The sequence below is a fragment of the Sphingobacterium sp. UBA3549 genome, from assembly GCF_002376635.1.
In the GTDB taxonomy this organism is placed as follows: Bacteria; Bacteroidota; Bacteroidia; order Sphingobacteriales; family Sphingobacteriaceae; genus Sphingobacterium.
In genome coordinates, this window is sequence record NZ_DFOE01000035.1 from 174,451 (window position 1) to 190,812 (window position 16,362).

14 protein-coding genes are annotated in these 16,362 nt (G+C 39.9%); 8 read left to right on the top strand and 6 right to left on the bottom strand.

Annotation, left to right across the window (positions count from 1 at the left end; all coding sequences use genetic code 11):
- Positions 1-92 precede the first annotated feature (92 nt).
- From catA to B2W36_RS18305, 3 genes are all read left to right on the top strand, one after another.
- Positions 93-740: a type A chloramphenicol O-acetyltransferase gene (catA, locus tag B2W36_RS18295; RefSeq protein WP_293879137.1), complete on the top strand. Its 648-nt coding sequence runs from the start codon at positions 93-95 to the stop codon at positions 738-740.
- A gap of 197 nt (positions 741-937) precedes the next feature.
- Positions 938-1,408: an SRPBCC family protein gene (locus tag B2W36_RS18300; protein ID WP_293889105.1), complete on the top strand. Its 471-nt coding sequence runs from the start codon at positions 938-940 to the stop codon at positions 1,406-1,408.
- 78 nt (positions 1,409-1,486) lie between these two features.
- Positions 1,487-2,257 carry a hypothetical protein gene (locus B2W36_RS18305; RefSeq protein WP_293889106.1) on the top strand — a complete coding sequence of 257 codons (771 nt, stop codon included), beginning with the start codon at positions 1,487-1,489 and terminating at the stop codon, positions 2,255-2,257.
- Positions 2,258-2,333: 76 nt separating this feature from the next.
- Here the strand turns inward: B2W36_RS18305 and B2W36_RS18310 are convergent, their stop codons facing one another.
- Positions 2,334-3,215 carry a DJ-1/PfpI family protein gene (locus tag B2W36_RS18310; protein ID WP_209574252.1) on the bottom strand — a complete coding sequence of 294 codons (882 nt, stop codon included), beginning with the start codon at positions 3,213-3,215 and terminating at the stop codon, positions 2,334-2,336.
- A 341-nt stretch (positions 3,216-3,556) separates the two neighbouring features.
- On the opposite strand from B2W36_RS18310, the gene B2W36_RS18315 reads away from it, so the two are divergent.
- Positions 3,557-4,510 carry a fasciclin domain-containing protein gene (locus B2W36_RS18315; protein WP_293879130.1) on the top strand — a complete coding sequence of 318 codons (954 nt, stop codon included), beginning with the start codon at positions 3,557-3,559 and terminating at the stop codon, positions 4,508-4,510.
- 184 nt (positions 4,511-4,694) lie between these two features.
- Here the strand turns inward: B2W36_RS18315 and B2W36_RS18320 are convergent, their stop codons facing one another.
- Both B2W36_RS18320 and B2W36_RS18325 read right to left on the bottom strand, forming a co-directional pair.
- The gene (locus B2W36_RS18320; protein ID WP_293879128.1) at positions 4,695-5,096 is read right to left on the bottom strand and encodes a VOC family protein; all 402 of its coding nucleotides are present in this window, start codon (positions 5,094-5,096) and stop codon (positions 4,695-4,697) included.
- Between the two features lie 24 nt (positions 5,097-5,120).
- The gene (locus tag B2W36_RS18325) at positions 5,121-5,885 is read right to left on the bottom strand and encodes a DUF6597 domain-containing transcriptional factor (protein ID WP_293879126.1); all 765 of its coding nucleotides are present in this window, start codon (positions 5,883-5,885) and stop codon (positions 5,121-5,123) included.
- A 349-nt stretch (positions 5,886-6,234) separates the two neighbouring features.
- On the opposite strand from B2W36_RS18325, the gene B2W36_RS18330 reads away from it, so the two are divergent.
- From B2W36_RS18330 to B2W36_RS18345, 4 genes are all read left to right on the top strand, one after another.
- Positions 6,235-6,426: a DUF3606 domain-containing protein gene (locus tag B2W36_RS18330; RefSeq protein WP_293879124.1), complete on the top strand. Its 192-nt coding sequence runs from the start codon at positions 6,235-6,237 to the stop codon at positions 6,424-6,426.
- 33 nt (positions 6,427-6,459) lie between these two features.
- A complete protein-coding gene (ligD, locus tag B2W36_RS18335; RefSeq protein ID WP_293889107.1) occupies positions 6,460-9,159 on the top strand; it encodes a DNA ligase D in 2,700 nt (899 codons plus the stop codon).
- Between the two features lie 41 nt (positions 9,160-9,200).
- Positions 9,201-9,386, top strand: coding sequence for a hypothetical protein (locus B2W36_RS18340; RefSeq protein ID WP_209574231.1), 186 nt, complete (start codon positions 9,201-9,203; stop codon positions 9,384-9,386).
- Positions 9,387-9,645: 259 nt separating this feature from the next.
- The gene (locus B2W36_RS18345; RefSeq protein WP_293879119.1) at positions 9,646-10,800 is read left to right on the top strand and encodes a glycoside hydrolase family 88/105 protein; all 1,155 of its coding nucleotides are present in this window, start codon (positions 9,646-9,648) and stop codon (positions 10,798-10,800) included.
- Between the two features lie 47 nt (positions 10,801-10,847).
- On the opposite strand, the gene B2W36_RS18350 is transcribed toward B2W36_RS18345, so the two are convergent.
- Genes B2W36_RS18350 through B2W36_RS18360 form a run of 3 tightly spaced genes read right to left on the bottom strand, consistent with a single transcriptional unit; the run spans position 10,848 to position 16,239 of the window.
- Entirely contained in the window at positions 10,848-12,251 is a 1,404-nt protein-coding gene (locus B2W36_RS18350; protein WP_293889108.1) for a sialate O-acetylesterase, read from the bottom strand.
- A complete protein-coding gene (locus tag B2W36_RS18355; RefSeq protein ID WP_293889109.1) occupies positions 12,248-13,930 on the bottom strand; it encodes a sodium:solute symporter family protein in 1,683 nt (560 codons plus the stop codon). Before B2W36_RS18355 ends, B2W36_RS18350 begins: the two co-directional genes overlap by 4 nt.
- A gap of 20 nt (positions 13,931-13,950) precedes the next feature.
- A complete protein-coding gene (locus tag B2W36_RS18360) occupies positions 13,951-16,239 on the bottom strand; it encodes an FAD-dependent oxidoreductase (RefSeq protein ID WP_293879113.1) in 2,289 nt (762 codons plus the stop codon).
- Positions 16,240-16,362: the final 123 nt, after the last annotated feature.

Sequence of the window (16,362 nt, forward strand, 5' to 3'; positions counted from 1 at the left end):
AATATTTTTAAAGGCGTTCTTTGTCGGATAAATTGACTGTCTAAGTCATTATAGCGACGAGGAAATAAATACTAGCTAGATAATTGATAAAAATGGATACAAAATATCAAACAATTGATACAGCAAATTGGAAGCGAAGGGAGCACTTCGAGATTTACCGTGGGGATGTAAAATGTGGTTTTAGCCTTACAGTTAAGCTCGATATATCGGCGGTGGTCCAATTTGTAAAAATGCGCGGTTATAAGTTCTATCCTGTCATGATTTACCTCCTTTCGAGGGCTGTGAACCAACATGCTGAATTCAAAATGGCAATGAGAGGTAGCGAATTAATTTGTTGGGACAGGGTTGACCCTATTTACACAATACTGCATAAAGAAGCCGAAACTTTTTCTGCATTGTCAATAGGATATCAGGAAAATTTTACCTCTTTTCTGCAAGAATACGAGCATGTTGCTGAAAAATACAGTGATAACAAGCTCTTTTTCCCAGAAAAACCGCCAAAAAACCATTTTAATATTTCAGCTCTTCCCTGGATTCATTTTGATAGTTTCAATCTTAATGTTGCAGATTTTAGCAATTATTTTTCACCGACATTTACGATTGGAAAATATAAGGTTGAAGGAGATAAGACCCTTATGCCATTGGCTATACAGGTACATCATGCGGTATGTGATGGTCTGCATGTTGCCAAGCTGATCGATACGCTTGAAGCACTTTTTCAGGACGTCGAGTCTTTTTAGTCGATCGAAACTCTACATCCCATAGTGTTATTATAGTTACATATAGTTTAATTTTATTCTTTGTTTGCTATTTTAATACTGTTTTTTTTATTTTTTTTGTATCTTTAGTATGTTTTTAAACTAAATAATCCTCGCATTGTTATTTTAATAGCATGCTAGCGATGGGCATCAAATTGGTTTTTGCAATTCATATTCAAATGAAGTATACATTATATAGGGAACAACAATTAGCTTGCGATATAGCGCGCGCTTGGAGTTTTTTTTCGTCTCCACAAAATCTTGCTCAAATAACGCCAAAGGACATGGGCTTTGTGGTTGTTTCAGAATTTAATGGAGAAGAAATCGTAAAGGGGATGGTCATCGATTATTTAGTATCTCCAATTTTTCGAATTCCGTTGAAGTGGAAGACCAAAATAACACAGGTGGAAAAGAATAAGAGTTTTACCGATTTTCAGTTAAAAGGACCTTATCGATTTTGGAATCATTTTCATGAATTTATTCCAAATGAAAAAGGCGTGTTGATGAAAGATACTGTTGTTTATGAATTGCCCTTCGGAATATTAGGCACGATTGCGCACAGTATATTTGTTAAAAAGAAATTAGATCAAATTTTTGATTATCGCTATGAGATTTTAGAAGAGCTATTTAATCGTAATAAAAAGGTATGATAGCTACTCTTTAATCGCTTATCGATCGGGCATAAACTAATAAATCGGCCTTTATTAAAATATTTTATAACGTATACAATGAAAAAAATCTACCAAATAGTCAATGGAATTGTTTTAGTCGTTACTGTAGTTATCAATTATTTATCCAATACTGGTATTTTCAACGGGGAAACGATGGCAACGATATCGGCCAAGTATCAAAATCTTTTTACACCGGCCGGGTATGCTTTCTCCATTTGGGGCTTGATATATCTGGGCTTGTTTGGATTTGTGGTCTATTTTGGCCCACTTTTAAAACAGACCAGAGAAAAGGAAGAAGTGATCTCAAAAGTGGGGTGGTGGTTTTCGGTCTCTTGTTTGGCAAATTGTCTATGGGTTATTACCTGGTTGTACGACTACACTTTTGTGACCATTTTTTTGATGCTCCTGCTCTTTGTATCGTTGTTACAGATCATTCAGAATACTCGGACTATTGCTTTTGAATCAAACCTTAAAAAGCTTGCCTTTTTAAAGTTGCCTTTTCATCTTTATGCTGGGTGGATTTCTGTCGCTTTGATTGCCGACGTTGCGGCATATCTTACCAAGATAGGTTGGGATGGATTCGGAATATCTGCAACAACATGGACACTTATCATGTTTGTAGTTGCGCTAGTAATTCATTTGCTGATGATTTGGCAATGCCGTATGCCCGCATTTGGACTCGTAGCTGCCTGGGCTTTAATTGCAATTGCAGTGGCTAATAAGGGGATGAATAGCGTCTTATATACAGCGGCGATGGTAGTAGCAATTATTGTGCTGCTAAACCTGTTTTCCTATTGTATTCGATATCGTAAACAACTATTATTATAGCAGTTAAATGATAACTAAGACGCATTAGCGTGAGCCTCGGCCGATCTGTCGTCGGTCGAGGCATGAAATTGTTTGATTAATTTTCTACCTTAGACTTTTCATCAGCAAGCAATTCTTCCACACATATTTTACCGAATTTATCCGCTGCTAGCGGACTGTCGGCGGTAATCAGCTTCCGGTCAATGTGGCAATCGCCGCTAATTTTTTTATTTAAAATTTCAATCCCCAGCTTTTTCAGTTTCTCGCCATATAGCCAAGGCATTTCGCCGGGCTGGTATCCACTTTGTGGCAGAATGAGATCCATTTCGTCAGGAAATGAATTGATTTTATATCCTTTATATGGAAAATCACCCTCATCAACACCTTGTGCAGCAGATAAGAGGGCTGCGGGCCCATGGCATATTGTCAGCATAAATTTATCTTCGGCTATTACCCATTTAATCAGCTCTTTTACATCGTTATTTTCGGGAAGGCCGAGCATTGCGCCATGTCCTCCCGGGATGAAGACAGCCACATAGTCGACATACGATTTAGCGGTGTCCGCTACAAAATCCTGGAGACTGTGTGGGTTTGAAAACTGTGTATTGTATTTTTCGAGAATTTTGCCAATATGCTCGTCTTCATAAGGCATTGCCCACATCTCAAACTTCACGGTGCCACCAGTTGGCGTATAGAAATCCACGTCAAATCCGGCTTGGTCAAAATGAAGAATAGGAACGAGTGTTTCAACGGGATGATTGCCAGTAGAAAATTTCTTGCCATTTTTCATGGTCATATAGCGTTCCTCCGTACAAAGTACAAGAATTTTTTTTCTCGTATCTTTGTTGCCCTCGTCATATTTCTTCTTACTATAGTCGGTTTTTGTAGTAACCATTGCTTTTCTCGAAAAAAAAGAAGGCTCATAGCCCACGCCGTCAAATACTGGCTCTTTGCTCAAATCTTTTGAAAATAATGACATAATATATGTATTGTTTATGGTGTATAATTTATCGCACTCTTATGATATCAAATGTTTTTGCCAGCTTATCGTTCGTTTATTCTCCAAAACAGCCGAAACACGCTGTGGAAAAAATAACACATTTGCATGATCTTAAAGCATAACAATGCTGAGGGCAATGCTGTTTTGTTTAAAAATCTATATCGCATACAAAAGCTTTTTTTAGTTTATTTTGATACTAATAATATCATATTAAAGCCTTAAAAATGATTTTTTATGATAAATGTCAATTAATTTGGTTTATTATTAAACTATTTTGTTCTCTTGGTTGTTTGTAAATCAAAAGATTAAAAATTATAATTATGAAATTCAACAAGAACATCAAACGACTATCGAGTATGGCATCAGCCTTAATGGTATTCTCGATGATTACACTATCATGTAGTAAAGATGATGACAAGCAGATGGAAACAACAGGAACAATCTCTGCGATGGTATCCATGAACAAGGATTATTCCATATTAGCCTCTGCCGTGACAAAGGCTGGTCTGGGTGAAACGCTTTCTTCGACGGGACCATTTACAGTATTTGCTCCAAATAATGCTGCTTTCGAAAGCTCAGGGATGACTTCGGCAGATATTAGTAGTATGTCTGCGGAAAGCTTGAAATCCGTTTTGTTGTATCATACATTATCCGCTAAAGTAGTTGCTTCTAGCGTACCCGCTGGTCCAAATGCAGAAGTGAAGACAGCAAACGGAAGCAATGTTTACGTTACTAAAAATAGTAAGGGTGTATTTGTAAATGGCTGGGCAGTAACAGCGCCAGATATGATGGCTACGAATGGTGTAATTCATGGTATTTCTCATGTACTTATGCCCGCAACAAAAAATATAGTGGAACTTGCGACAGCTAATAGTGATTTATCCTTCTTAGTTGCTGCAGTGTTGAGAGCAAGTCAAGGAACGACAAATGTTGCTCAATTGTTGAGCGGATCAGGACCATATACAGTTTTCGCACCTACAAATCAAGCTTTTATCAACGCGGGTTTCAACACAATAGCTTCAATTAATCAAGCTGATCCCGCAGTACTGACAAAGATTCTAACCTATCATGTTCTTTCAGCTAGGGCGTTCTCTTCTGATCTTTCAGATGGACAGATGCTAAGTACCCTAAACGGTGAAAAAATCACGGTGAAATTGTCTGGAAAGGCAATGCTGAAAGGTAAAAGTAATACCAGTGAGGCCACAATAACTGGCGTAAACATGCTGGCAACAAATGGTGTCGTCCATGTAATTGATCAAGTTCTTCTTCCTTAATTTAGCTTTATGCTAGCTGCTAGTTTGGCCGCAGAGAATGAGATTCTTTGCGGCCAAAACTTTTTATATGCAGCATATAAATATATCCCGATGTGAATTACTTCCAATGAGGAAGTTTATTTTTAATAAACCCGGCCGAAATCTTATTAATAAATATGTTCAACGGATCAGAATTTAGCGGTCATTATACATCTTCATGGCCAGCCTGTTCATAATTGAAAGGATTTACGCTAATTTCAATCATTAGATTCTCAAAGTAGCAATAAAATCCGAATGTATTTCTGATTTTTTTTGGCGCTGCATCAATTTTTAATTCGTCGTTGTTTTTTAAAAGTTCGAAAATGTTTTGGACTGCAATTTCGTTGTCTTGATAAAACCCAATATGGAAATTCTTAGGATATTGTGGTACATCTTTCTCTTTGTTCAATTCTTGTCCCCAAATTACAAGTACAAAATTATTGTTATCCTTCAGTACCGCCATTTTACTATTGCGGTTGACCATTAAATTGAATTTGAAAATATCTGTTAATAAATTAACGGCTTTATCGACATTCTTTACGACAAGATTGATATGATTAATACTCATTTTTTTGTTGATTTACAGACAAAATTAGCGATCGTTTAATACACTCAATTGGATAAATCGGTCGTTTTCATTTTTATGTAGTATAGTTGGTCTTACCCCTGAGAATTTCTTTATCTGTCTAATGAAATGGGATTGATCTACATAATTGAGTTCCGGATAAAATATGCCGACTTTTAATTGTTTTAGGGAGTTTGAAAAACGAATAATATTGATGTAAGATTTTAATGGAATCCCAAACCAGTGGTTGAAATAGCGGTTCATCTGCCTGTTGCTCCAAATAATCTTATTAGACAGTTCTTCCACCGTCATTTGGCCTTTTGATAGGTAGATATGTTCGAATAGTTTTTTTTTCCTCACATCTATCTTGTTTTCGAGTTGCTTTTCGAATATGTTACAGGCTTTGGTGTAAAAGTTTCCAAAATCTGCAAGATCATTTTTGCCAAATCCCAAATAATCATTTGCCAGTACTAGCCTTTGGTTTCTTAATTTTTCGAAAGACTGCTTAAAAATATACTCAGCGGCCAACGGATAAAAACTTATGGCAAACATCGTCGATTTCGGATAGGGCGGTTTTAAAATGGGTTTATCACAGACTCCGGAAATGAAGATCTGGAAATTATTGTTTTCTTCCATCAAGAGAAATAAATCTATTTTTCCGTCAGGTATGATAATGCCTTCATCTATCTTATCCGAATGATTTTTCAACATCCAAATACTTTCGATTACCGCAGCAAGTGCTGGAGGCGGGGCTAAAGATGTATATTCCAGTGCATATTTAGGTAAATTCATACTGATAATCCATACAAAACAACATGTTGCAAAAGCAATATCCAACATACACGTTTTTTATTAGCAAACGTAGTGTATAAAAGAACGTAGTATCTTTTCAACAGCAAGTTACAAATTAAATGCTGCTTCTGTTAAAATTTAATATAACATTCCAAGTTAGCTTTAGTCGTACGGAAAATACAATTAGGCCAGCAATAGCGAGCAATACTTTCATGTATGCTTTCCTTAAGCGCAATTCTTTAAAAACCTTTTCACTTCGACGTTTGTGTTATATCAAAATTGAACGTATCGCGAATTGAAATCTAGGATTTTTCAATCGCCAAAAGAAAAGACACTAAAACAAAATACCATGGCAGATAATAAATCTAAAAAAGGGAAATCCGACAGAAGCAAAGTAAGCGGATCAGAACAATACGAAATTCAATATTTTAAGAATAAGATGGGGGTGAGCAGTCAAGCTGTTGTTGGCGCGATACGGGCGACCGGATCGAATGAAAGAAAAGTTCTTGAAGATTATTTGAAGAAACGGCACGGAAAATAAACGTTATTTTCAATATACTTAAATACAGTAGTTATGGGACTGTCTAAATATCGCGAAAAGCGTTCCGAGGAGAACACCCCAGAACCATTTGGAGGAAAGCCAAACGGAAAGGAACTTCGGTTTGTAATCCAAAAACATGATGCTTCACATCTACATTACGACTTTCGTCTTGAAATGGGCGGTGTTCTGAAAAGTTGGGCAGTTCCTAAGGGCCCATCAATGGATCCAAGTGTCAAACGCCTCGCTGTGATGGTGGAGGATCATCCCTATGATTATCGAAGTTTTGAAGGTACAATCCCTAAAGGACAATATGGCGGAGGCACGGTTATCGTTTGGGATGAGGGATACTATGAACCGGCTGATGGGAGCGTCAAGGATATCTCCAAACAAGAAAAAGATTTCTTACATCAACTTCATTCTGGCAAGCTTAAATTTAAGCTTAACGGTAAAAAGCTTAACGGCGAGTTTGCTCTTGTTAAGGCTCATGGGAGGGGAGATAATGGTTGGCTTTTAATGAAGCTGGAGGATCAATATGCTAGCGATAAGGATATTACTGAAAACGATAAATCGGTGATATCGGGTAAAACTATTCAGCAAATGGAAAGGTCTCCTGATAAAGTATATGGTGAAAATATCATTAAGAAAAACAGCACAGTAAAAGACAATCGTTCGACTAAAGACAAGGCATCCAAACTAATCAACGATCAGTTGGAAGCTGTTCCAAAGCATAGCGCTAAAAGCAAGAGGAATCTTCAGACCTTAGTAAAAAATGCGCCCGCAAAGAAGTTCTATTCTCATATAGAGCCTATGCTCGCTACACTTGTGGATAAGCCGTTCGATGATGAAGGATGGGTATATGAAGTTAAATGGGATGGCTACAGGGCAGTTGCTTTTATAAATAAGGGTGAAGTTGAACTAAAATCCCGTAATGACAAAAGCTTTAATGAAAAATTCTATCCGATCTATGAGCAATTGAAGACTCTTAAATTAGACGCCATCTTGGATGGAGAAGTGGTCGTTTTAGATAAAAATGGCACAGCTAGTTTTGGAGCGCTACAAAACTGGCGCAGCGAAGCGGATGGTGACCTCGTTTATTACGTTTTTGATATCTTATGGTATCAGGGCCACGATTTGAAGGACATGCCATTGCTTGAGCGTAAATCAATTTTGAAAGAAGTTCTTCCTGAGAGCAACAGCATTCTAGTGAGCGAACACTTTGAAACTTCCGGAATTCATTTTCTGGAAGAGGCCAAGAAATTGGGGCTTGAAGGGATTATGGCAAAGCGGAAGGATAGTTTATATCATGTTCACAACCGTTCCAAAGACTGGTTGAAAATTAAAGCGAACAAAAGGCAGGAAGTCGTCATCGGTGGTTTCACTTTGAATGATGATTCCAGTAAATTGTTCAGTAGTTTATTAGTCGGTATTTATGAAGGTAAAAAATTGATTTATACCGGAAAAGTGGGTACTGGTTTCAATGTAAAACTTCAAAAGGAGATGATGGAACTATTTAAGCCGCTGATTGTTTCTAAAGCGGCTTTCTCTGAAGAACCCGACGTTAATAAGCCTTCGAGGTTTAGACCAAATCCGCCACATGCTACTGTGACATGGCTTAAACCGGAACTTGTATGCGAGGTGAGTTTTACGGAGTTAACCAGCGATGGTATTATGCGTCATCCCTCGTTTAACGGAATGCGAGAAGACAAACGTGCTAAAAATGTTATTCTTGAAGATGAGGCTCCTACTGAAAAAATGGTCGATCATATGGAAGATAAAATAGTTTCGTCAAGAGTGAAGGGGCAGCGGAAGAGCCTCTTAAATCCCTCGGATAAAACCCAGGTCAGAAAGGTAAACAAACATGAATTGAAGTTTACCAATCTGGATAAGGTTTTTTGGCCGAAAGAGGGAATAACAAAAAGAGACCTCATCAATTACTACTATCAGGCAGCTCCATTTATATTACCTTATTTAAAGGATCGGCCGCAAAGTATGAATCGATTTCCCAACGGAATTGAAGAAGATGGTTTCTACTTTAAGAACGTGACCGATATGGCGCCAGACTGGGCGGAAACTTATCTTTACCACAGTGAAGCTGATGAAAAAGACCGTCATTATCTTGTTGGGAAGGATGACGCTACACTACTTTATATGGCGAATCTTGGCTGTATAGAAATGAATCCCTGGAGTAGTACTGTGAAGAAGCCTGACAATCCATCGTTCTGTATTATAGACCTTGATCCGGATAAAAATTCTTTTGATCAGGTTATTGAGGCTGCACAGGTCACAAAGCACATATTGGATGATATGGGGGTATCGAGCTATTGTAAAACCAGCGGTTCTACGGGGCTTCACATCTATATCCCGCTTGGCGGGAAATATACTTACGATCAATCCAAAGAGTTCGCCCGGGTTATCGTTACCCTGGTTCATCATGAGCTTCCTAAATTCACGAGCTTGGAGCGATCCATAAAAGATCGCAAGGGCAAAATGTATCTTGATTTTCTGCAGAATAGGCCTCACGCAACAATTGCGGCAGCCTATTCCGTTCGTCCTAAACCCGGAGCCACTGTGTCGATGCCATTACACTGGGAGGAAGTGGAAAAAGGTTTAAAAATAAGTGATTTTCATATTTTAAACGCCATTGAGAGGATGCGAAGTGAAGGAGATATTTTTAAACCGGTATTGGGAAAAGGTATCAATCTAAAAAGTATAGTAGATAAACTTTCCAAATAACGGTTTCATTTTCAGTAATCTATAATTTTAAATTAATCATTATGAACGTAAAACGTTTTTTTGGGACAGTATTAACTGTTCTTGGTATTGTCGGTTTAATTTATACCGGATATGAACTTATCAATAAAAGTGCTGCCTATACTACTTTAGGCGTAATTGGTGTATTGGGATTAATCTTCTTTTTCGCTGGTATAGGCCTTGTAAAGAATACCAAAGATGAGGCCTAAGTATAAAAACAATTTTATGAAACCGTTCCCAANNTTGGGAACGGTTTCATAAAATTTAATCATAACCTATGCCTAAAATCCTGAAAGCCTTTATCTAATTTAGGATAACTAACGTATCTATGTCATTTTGCTTGGACATTTCAAACATTCCTGCACATGATCTGAAATCACCATAAAGTATGAAACTAAAGTATCCGTTTTACTGTCGGTGATTATATAGAATGTTGCTGTTGGTCAATCTTTAAAAAAATATAATTTAATGAAAATAAGGCGTTTTATTGCGTTGGGTATCTTAGGGCTTTATCCGGGGCTATCAGCATCTCAGGTTCCCACACGCGCTATGGATGTGCGAAAAGAAGAAAAAGTGTTTGTTGTTAGGCGGTATTTGGATCGGGTCGCCTCATGGCAGTTGGACAGTATCGAACATAATGGGCTCCGTCATGCTGGCCGTGAATGGACTTCAGCAACTTTATTTACGGGCCTGATAGAGATGACAAAGCAGTCAGGCGGTGCGCGTTATGCCAAGTATCTCGAGTCGGTAGGCGAGCAGTTTGCTTGGAAAATGTATGCGGACAACTATCGGTATTATGCGGACAATTATTGTGTTGGGCAGTTGTATACCTGGAAGTATACTCGCGATAAAAATATCGATTACATAGCAGATTTCGTCAGGTTGGCTGATACATTGGTAAGTCGTCCACATAGTGAATCATTGGCTTGGAAAAATAATATTGCACTGCGAGAATGGGCTTGGTGCGATGCCTTATTTATGGGACCACCGGCACTTTCGTCAATTTATAAAGTGACGGGCAATCTACAGTACCTTGATTTGGTAGACACTTTATGGTGGAAGACGACAAATTATCTTTACAATCCCAAAGAGCGTTTGTTCTATAGAGATCAAAGTTATTTTGATAAAAAGGAAAGCAATGGTCAGGACGTCTTCTGGTCTAGGGGAAATGGCTGGGTTTTGGCTGGGCTGGTTCGTGTCTTGAATGATATGCCAAAAGATTACAAAAGCCGCGCGAGATGGGAAGATCTCTATCGTAGCATGGTAAAGCGCATTGCTTCTTTGCAACAGCATGACGGTTATTGGCGGACGAGCCTTTTGGATCCTGAACGCTATCCAGCTAAAGAAACCAGCGGTACAGCACTATTTACGTATGCAATAGCGTGGGGGATAAACAATAAAGTCATTCCTTCAAAAGATTATGAAACTGTCGTATGGAAAGGATGGAATGCACTTGTTAATGCGGTTCATCCCGATGGAAAACTGGGCTATGTACAGCAAGTAGGTGAGGCTCCAGGCGAAGTAAACTACGATGATACGGAAATTTACGGCGTGGGCGCATTTCTTTTGGCTGGTCATGAGTTATTGAAACTCGCAGAAAAAAGTAGCGCTACAGGAAAATAAATAATTGTAGGTAATAGGTAGGTAGGAAAAATTGGTCGTAGCGTTGTCTACGGCCAATCATCCGAGCGAAAAGACGCTACAGGAATACCTTCCGTACGATAAAGTTCTCCGAAACACCAGTCATGAAAAGCGTAGCGCACGGCGACGGGTGCTTTCACGGCAGTTGAAGTTACGGCAATACGGTTATTTTGCAGTATGGCTATTGCCGGATGAAAGATTTGATCGGCGCCAGCGAGTTCAAATTGGGTTAATGATTTTCCATAGCTTGTGATACCTAAGGGACAATGCTTCAATGAAACAAGTACTGTATCATGGAGGATGACGATTTTATCCAACGTTGGCGTTTGGTAAACGATTCCATTTTTTTGATAATGGCTACCCAATGCCCAGCTTGCCAATCGTTGTGCAACAATGGTTTTATTGGCTGGATGGATATTATGCATTTCACCTCCATCTATGGTAGAAGCCATTCCCGCATTGGACAAGCTGTCTTGCGTTTTGAGTTGTATTTCGCGAAGGCGTGGTAATAAAACTCCCTGTCCACCGGCATATTGCATTGGAGCGATCTCTACATAGTAAAAAGGCCATTCTCCTATATCCCAACTCTTTCTCCAATCACGGATCATATTGGTCTGTAAAATGTTATAATCATAATAATTATATCGGTTTTGTTCGCCTTGGTACCAAATTACACCTGCAATTCGAAATCCGATTAGTGGACAGATCATCGCATGATAAAGATTGCCCGGCTGTTGGTGGACTTGTTTTCCAATCGCTCTATTGGGTAATTTTTGTTGTCTTAGAGATCTTTCTACAAGCGATGGCCGCATCCATGCTTCAATTGGTGAGCCACCCCAAGTGGTTTGAATAATGCCTATGGGCACATTAAGGTGCTGCTGTAGATACTTTGCAAATTGGTAGCCCACCGCACTAAAATTAGCTACCGACGCCGCATCTGCTACAGACCAATTTCCGTTTAAATCAAACGCCGCAGTTTCGGCATGCGCTCTTTCTACTCGAAAGAGACGAATCTGGTCATTGGGTGACGCTAACAGCAATTCTGCCGCATGTAGAATAGGTTGGCCATAGTAGCCCTTCATGGGCATGTCCATATTGGACTGACCGGAGCATATCCAAACCTCGCCGATCAAAACATCGTGCAATGTAATTTTCTCTTCTTGTTGTATTTGTATGTTATAAGGCCCACCTGCTTTTGGAGTTTCTATCCATAGCGACCAATTTCCATCTTGATCTTTAGCTGTTTTATAGCTCTTGCCATCCCAGGAAGTTGTCACCTGTATTTTCTTTTTTGAGGTGCTCTTCCCCCAGATCTTGACTTGACTTGATTGCTGCAATACCATATTATCAGCAAAAAAATGTGGTATGGTTAACGCTGCAAAGCTTAGTTGACAAATGAATAAGCTGCATATAAGGGCGATGATATATTTCATGTATTGAACTTTTTATTCCGTGTAAGATTTGCTATAAATCCAGCAATGATCAACACAGCCAATCCTACAGTCATGACCATGTACGAGAACTGCGAAGTTAATGCACCAAGAATCATAATTCCGATCCCGACTACTGCCATAGAAGCGGCAATAACCCTAATTCCAAATCGATTCTGCTGCTCGGTGTCAGCATTTCTTATATCGAAGTTTTGGGTAATGCAATTGTTCGTTTTGACCGTCATAGGGACTAGGACATATTGCGCCACTTGACCTGTTGAAAGATAGTACAACTCAAAAGTAGTTAATATAAGGATTGGAATTCCCATGCCGAATGTAGTTTCCATCGTTAAATTTAGCTTCAATCCTAATACGCCTGGTGCAATTGTTTTTAAAAATAGATTGACAAACAAGGAAATGATCGTGGCACATATGACCGAAAATCCGGTTTGTCTTTTTGAGAATAAGCTCCATATAATGGGCGCGAAGAGGGCCCCGCCGGCGATGGATGCAGTGCTCAGTACAACATTGACGATCCCTCCCGCAGATGGTATCCACATGGCAATTAGGATGGTACCTATGCCAAAGATCAACGTAAATAATCTTGCTACGGTAATAACCGATTTTTCAGAAGCTTCGGGCCTGATTAGGTTCTTATATATATCTTGGGCAAATACTGTCGCGGCCATATTTATTGTGGTGTTCGCTTTACTTGACGTGGCCGATACCATCCCTGCCAAAACCAAGCCGATAAGTCCTGCAGGCATGACCTTTTGGATAAGCATCATATAGGCATCTTCCACCTCGAGTCCGCCCAGATTAGGATTAATAATGCGATAGATCATCGGCGGAAGCATCCAAATCAGTGGACAGATAAAGTATAGGATGCTAAAAATACCCGATACTTTTTTTGATTCTTTTGCCGACCCTACACTGGTATAGCGTTGTACATAGGACCAATTCCCGCCAAGATAGAATGTCTGGTATACAATAAAAGCCAGCATAAAACCAACGGTATATTCTTCATTAAAAGGTTTGAAAAAATCTTTGGGCGCCTCGCGGACCAAGGTTTGAAAGCCACCAATTTCACTGAATGCAATTGGAATCACGATGACTACTGCAGCTGATAATATAACGAATTGTACCACATCCGTCACCAAAACGGCCCATAACCCACCCGCAGCGGTATACAAGATGATAATGAGTCCAATGATCACAATACACAGATTTACCGGCAAATCAGCCGCTACGTGAACCATTTTTCCTACGGGATAAAGAACTGCGGCGGTAGTGAATAAGCTTAAAAGCAAAGTCATATAGGTATAAAACTGCTTTTCCTTCTGACCAAAGCGTTTTCCTATATATTCTGCGGCAGTTGCCACACCTGTTTTTTTCCATCTTGAAGCGATAAAAAGGGTGACAAGCAGACCGCTAATAGCCATCGTCAATTGGATGGCATTTGCGATTAGTCCGTGTGTGTAAGCAATCGATCCCCAGACTACAAATGTGCCTGCGGAAAAATAACTTATGAAAAGAGACAGTCCATTGATCCACCAGGGTGTTTCACCACCTGCTTCAAAAAAAGCTTGTCCAGTCTTACTTCCTACCCGTGTAAAAGTGAGTCCAATAGCAAAAATCAATAGGCTAAAAATGCCCATCACGATATAGTCTAACTGTATCATTCTATAGTTCTTTTAAAAGATCATTTATTTTTTTCGAAGCAACGAATATCAAATAGCGATGCCGGCACATGATCTGACGGGTGTAGCATTTGTATACTAAGGCGTTCAGTGCGTATCGGTTCGGGGAAGGTAATCCGGTTTAATGTCCTAAAGTTATCAGCTGTTGAATATATAATCTTACCTGAGGAATCTTTGATGTTATATGCGCGCACACAAAAAGGCATTATGTTTTCTGGGTGACTCATTAATACCGATTCCATGGCATGGTCAAAGTCCGTGTCAAACCACAGATCTATGCGAGCGATTTCCTGCGGATTATCCCAATCGAGCACAACGGTAGGTGTCTTATCTTCAGGGTGTGCAACCCAAGCATTTGTAGTCGTTACCGGTCTATTCACGCCATTTTTCAGTTGATTACTTGCAAAAGTATCTATTTGCTGTTTGAAAGTTACAGCTATGTTTTGTCCATCGGGTCTGCGCTGTGGGCACCAGAATTCAAATTCGTCTACACCAACACCAGTAATTGGTATTTGCTTTCCATTGTTGGATACTGCTTTGTTAAAAGAGTTAAATACGGACATTACGCCTGTTACACGTTGATCTGTATAGCCCAATTGTATGTAAGGGTTAGATTGGAAAGTCAGAAAGACATATCCATCAGAAGCTAATGGTGTATCAAAATCAATGTCGATTGAAGTGGTTCCCTTGGTAAGTGGAATCGTGCGTGTCGCAAGCGTAATGTCTGGAGTGAAATTTCCAGCTTTCTCCGATATCCGTATCGATGTCTCCAAGACGGTATCTTGAAGTACTTGCAGGGCTAGTTGGAAAACTGGAAGTTTCCCTTTTTTCATGGGGAGCAGCTGCGCTGATGGTATAGTCAGCGGCTTCCATAGACTGACGTCACCAAAACCAGTAAACGGTAATTCACTGGAAGTACTGATTTGCGCCTGGAGTGCAAGATCATGCTTTTCGCGTAAGGCCAAAGACGGAATATGCTGACCTTCTGCCATTAAACGTTGTTGCAGTTGATGCATATTATTGTCTAAGGTCAGTTGCTGGGGTGACAGCTGGAGTTCCTTGCACAGCGCTGCTGCCATACCTACAGCTTGACCGACATAAGCACAGGTTGCCATAACTCGCGTGGCGCCAAACGCCACATGACTTACGCTGATTATACGTCCGGTCAGAAATAGATTACGAATATTTTTGCTATATAGGCTTCTATAGGGGATATCGAATATTCCCTTGCTATGCCATTGGTTACAGCCTGGCAGTTCACTATAGACGCCGTCGGCGGGATGCAAGTCGATTGACCAGCCGCCATATGCAACCGCATCTGGATGCTGACGCTGTTCAACGAGATCCTGTTGTATCATCATATAGTCTCCTTCAAAGCGCCTACTCTCACGTTTTCCAGGTATCATTCCTACCCATTCCAAGGTAAGTGTTTCGGATTCGGGAAAATTTCCGGAGTTTTTGATATAATTCCATACTCCATAGATGATTTTCCATAGTTCCCATTTGATGGTTTCAGTATCATGTACAGTATCCAAACGTCCTCCATACTCCACCCACCATAGTTTACAGCCATGTTCGTTCGCTTTAAACTGTTTAAATCGCGGGATTTGACTGATCTCTTTAAGAGCGAAGGTAGGAGGGATAAATGAAACAGGCATCCCCGTATCCTTGGTATAGAAATATAAAGAATGGCCCAGTAACTCGCCATATTCCTTACTCGGCGCCATACCTTCACCAAATTCCTCTCTACTTTCAGCGCCCATACGGAATGCAGCTCCTGCGAGAAAACCGACTATACCATCTCCAGAAGCATCGCAAAATAACGGCGAATGGAAGGTGTACAGGGTCGAATTCTGGCTACAGAAAGCGCTTACACTCTCTATTTGGTCTGCAGCAGATTTTTCGACATGGTATACAGCTGTATTTAGGAAGAGACGAATGTTTTTTTCCTGATTTACTTTATCCATCAGGATCATATCTAAGATGATTGGGTTTCCTTGTGGATTTCGATAGGTGTTTTCAACCAGAATTTCGTCGATTACGCCACCTTCTCTGGACCAGCGATTATTGTTACCCATATGTGAGGTGGCCCCTAACATCCAAAGGCGAACTTCGCTGGAGGCATTGCCGCCTAGGACGGGTCTATCTTGTATCAAGATTACGTTTAAACCTTGACGCGCGGCAGTAATGGCGGTGCAGATACCCGACATCCCTCCACCTGTCACGACGAGATCGCTATCGTATTGGATATGTTTTAGCTTTCTTTTTTCTTGCGTGTTACTAGTAATCATGGATATAACTGGAATTAAGTGCTATCATTCGTTAAGACCAAATTTATCCATTCTGAGAGTAGGAGCTGGTACACTTTGCTGTAAAATTTCCATGGGAACGCTCCCTATATTTGGGAACGCTCC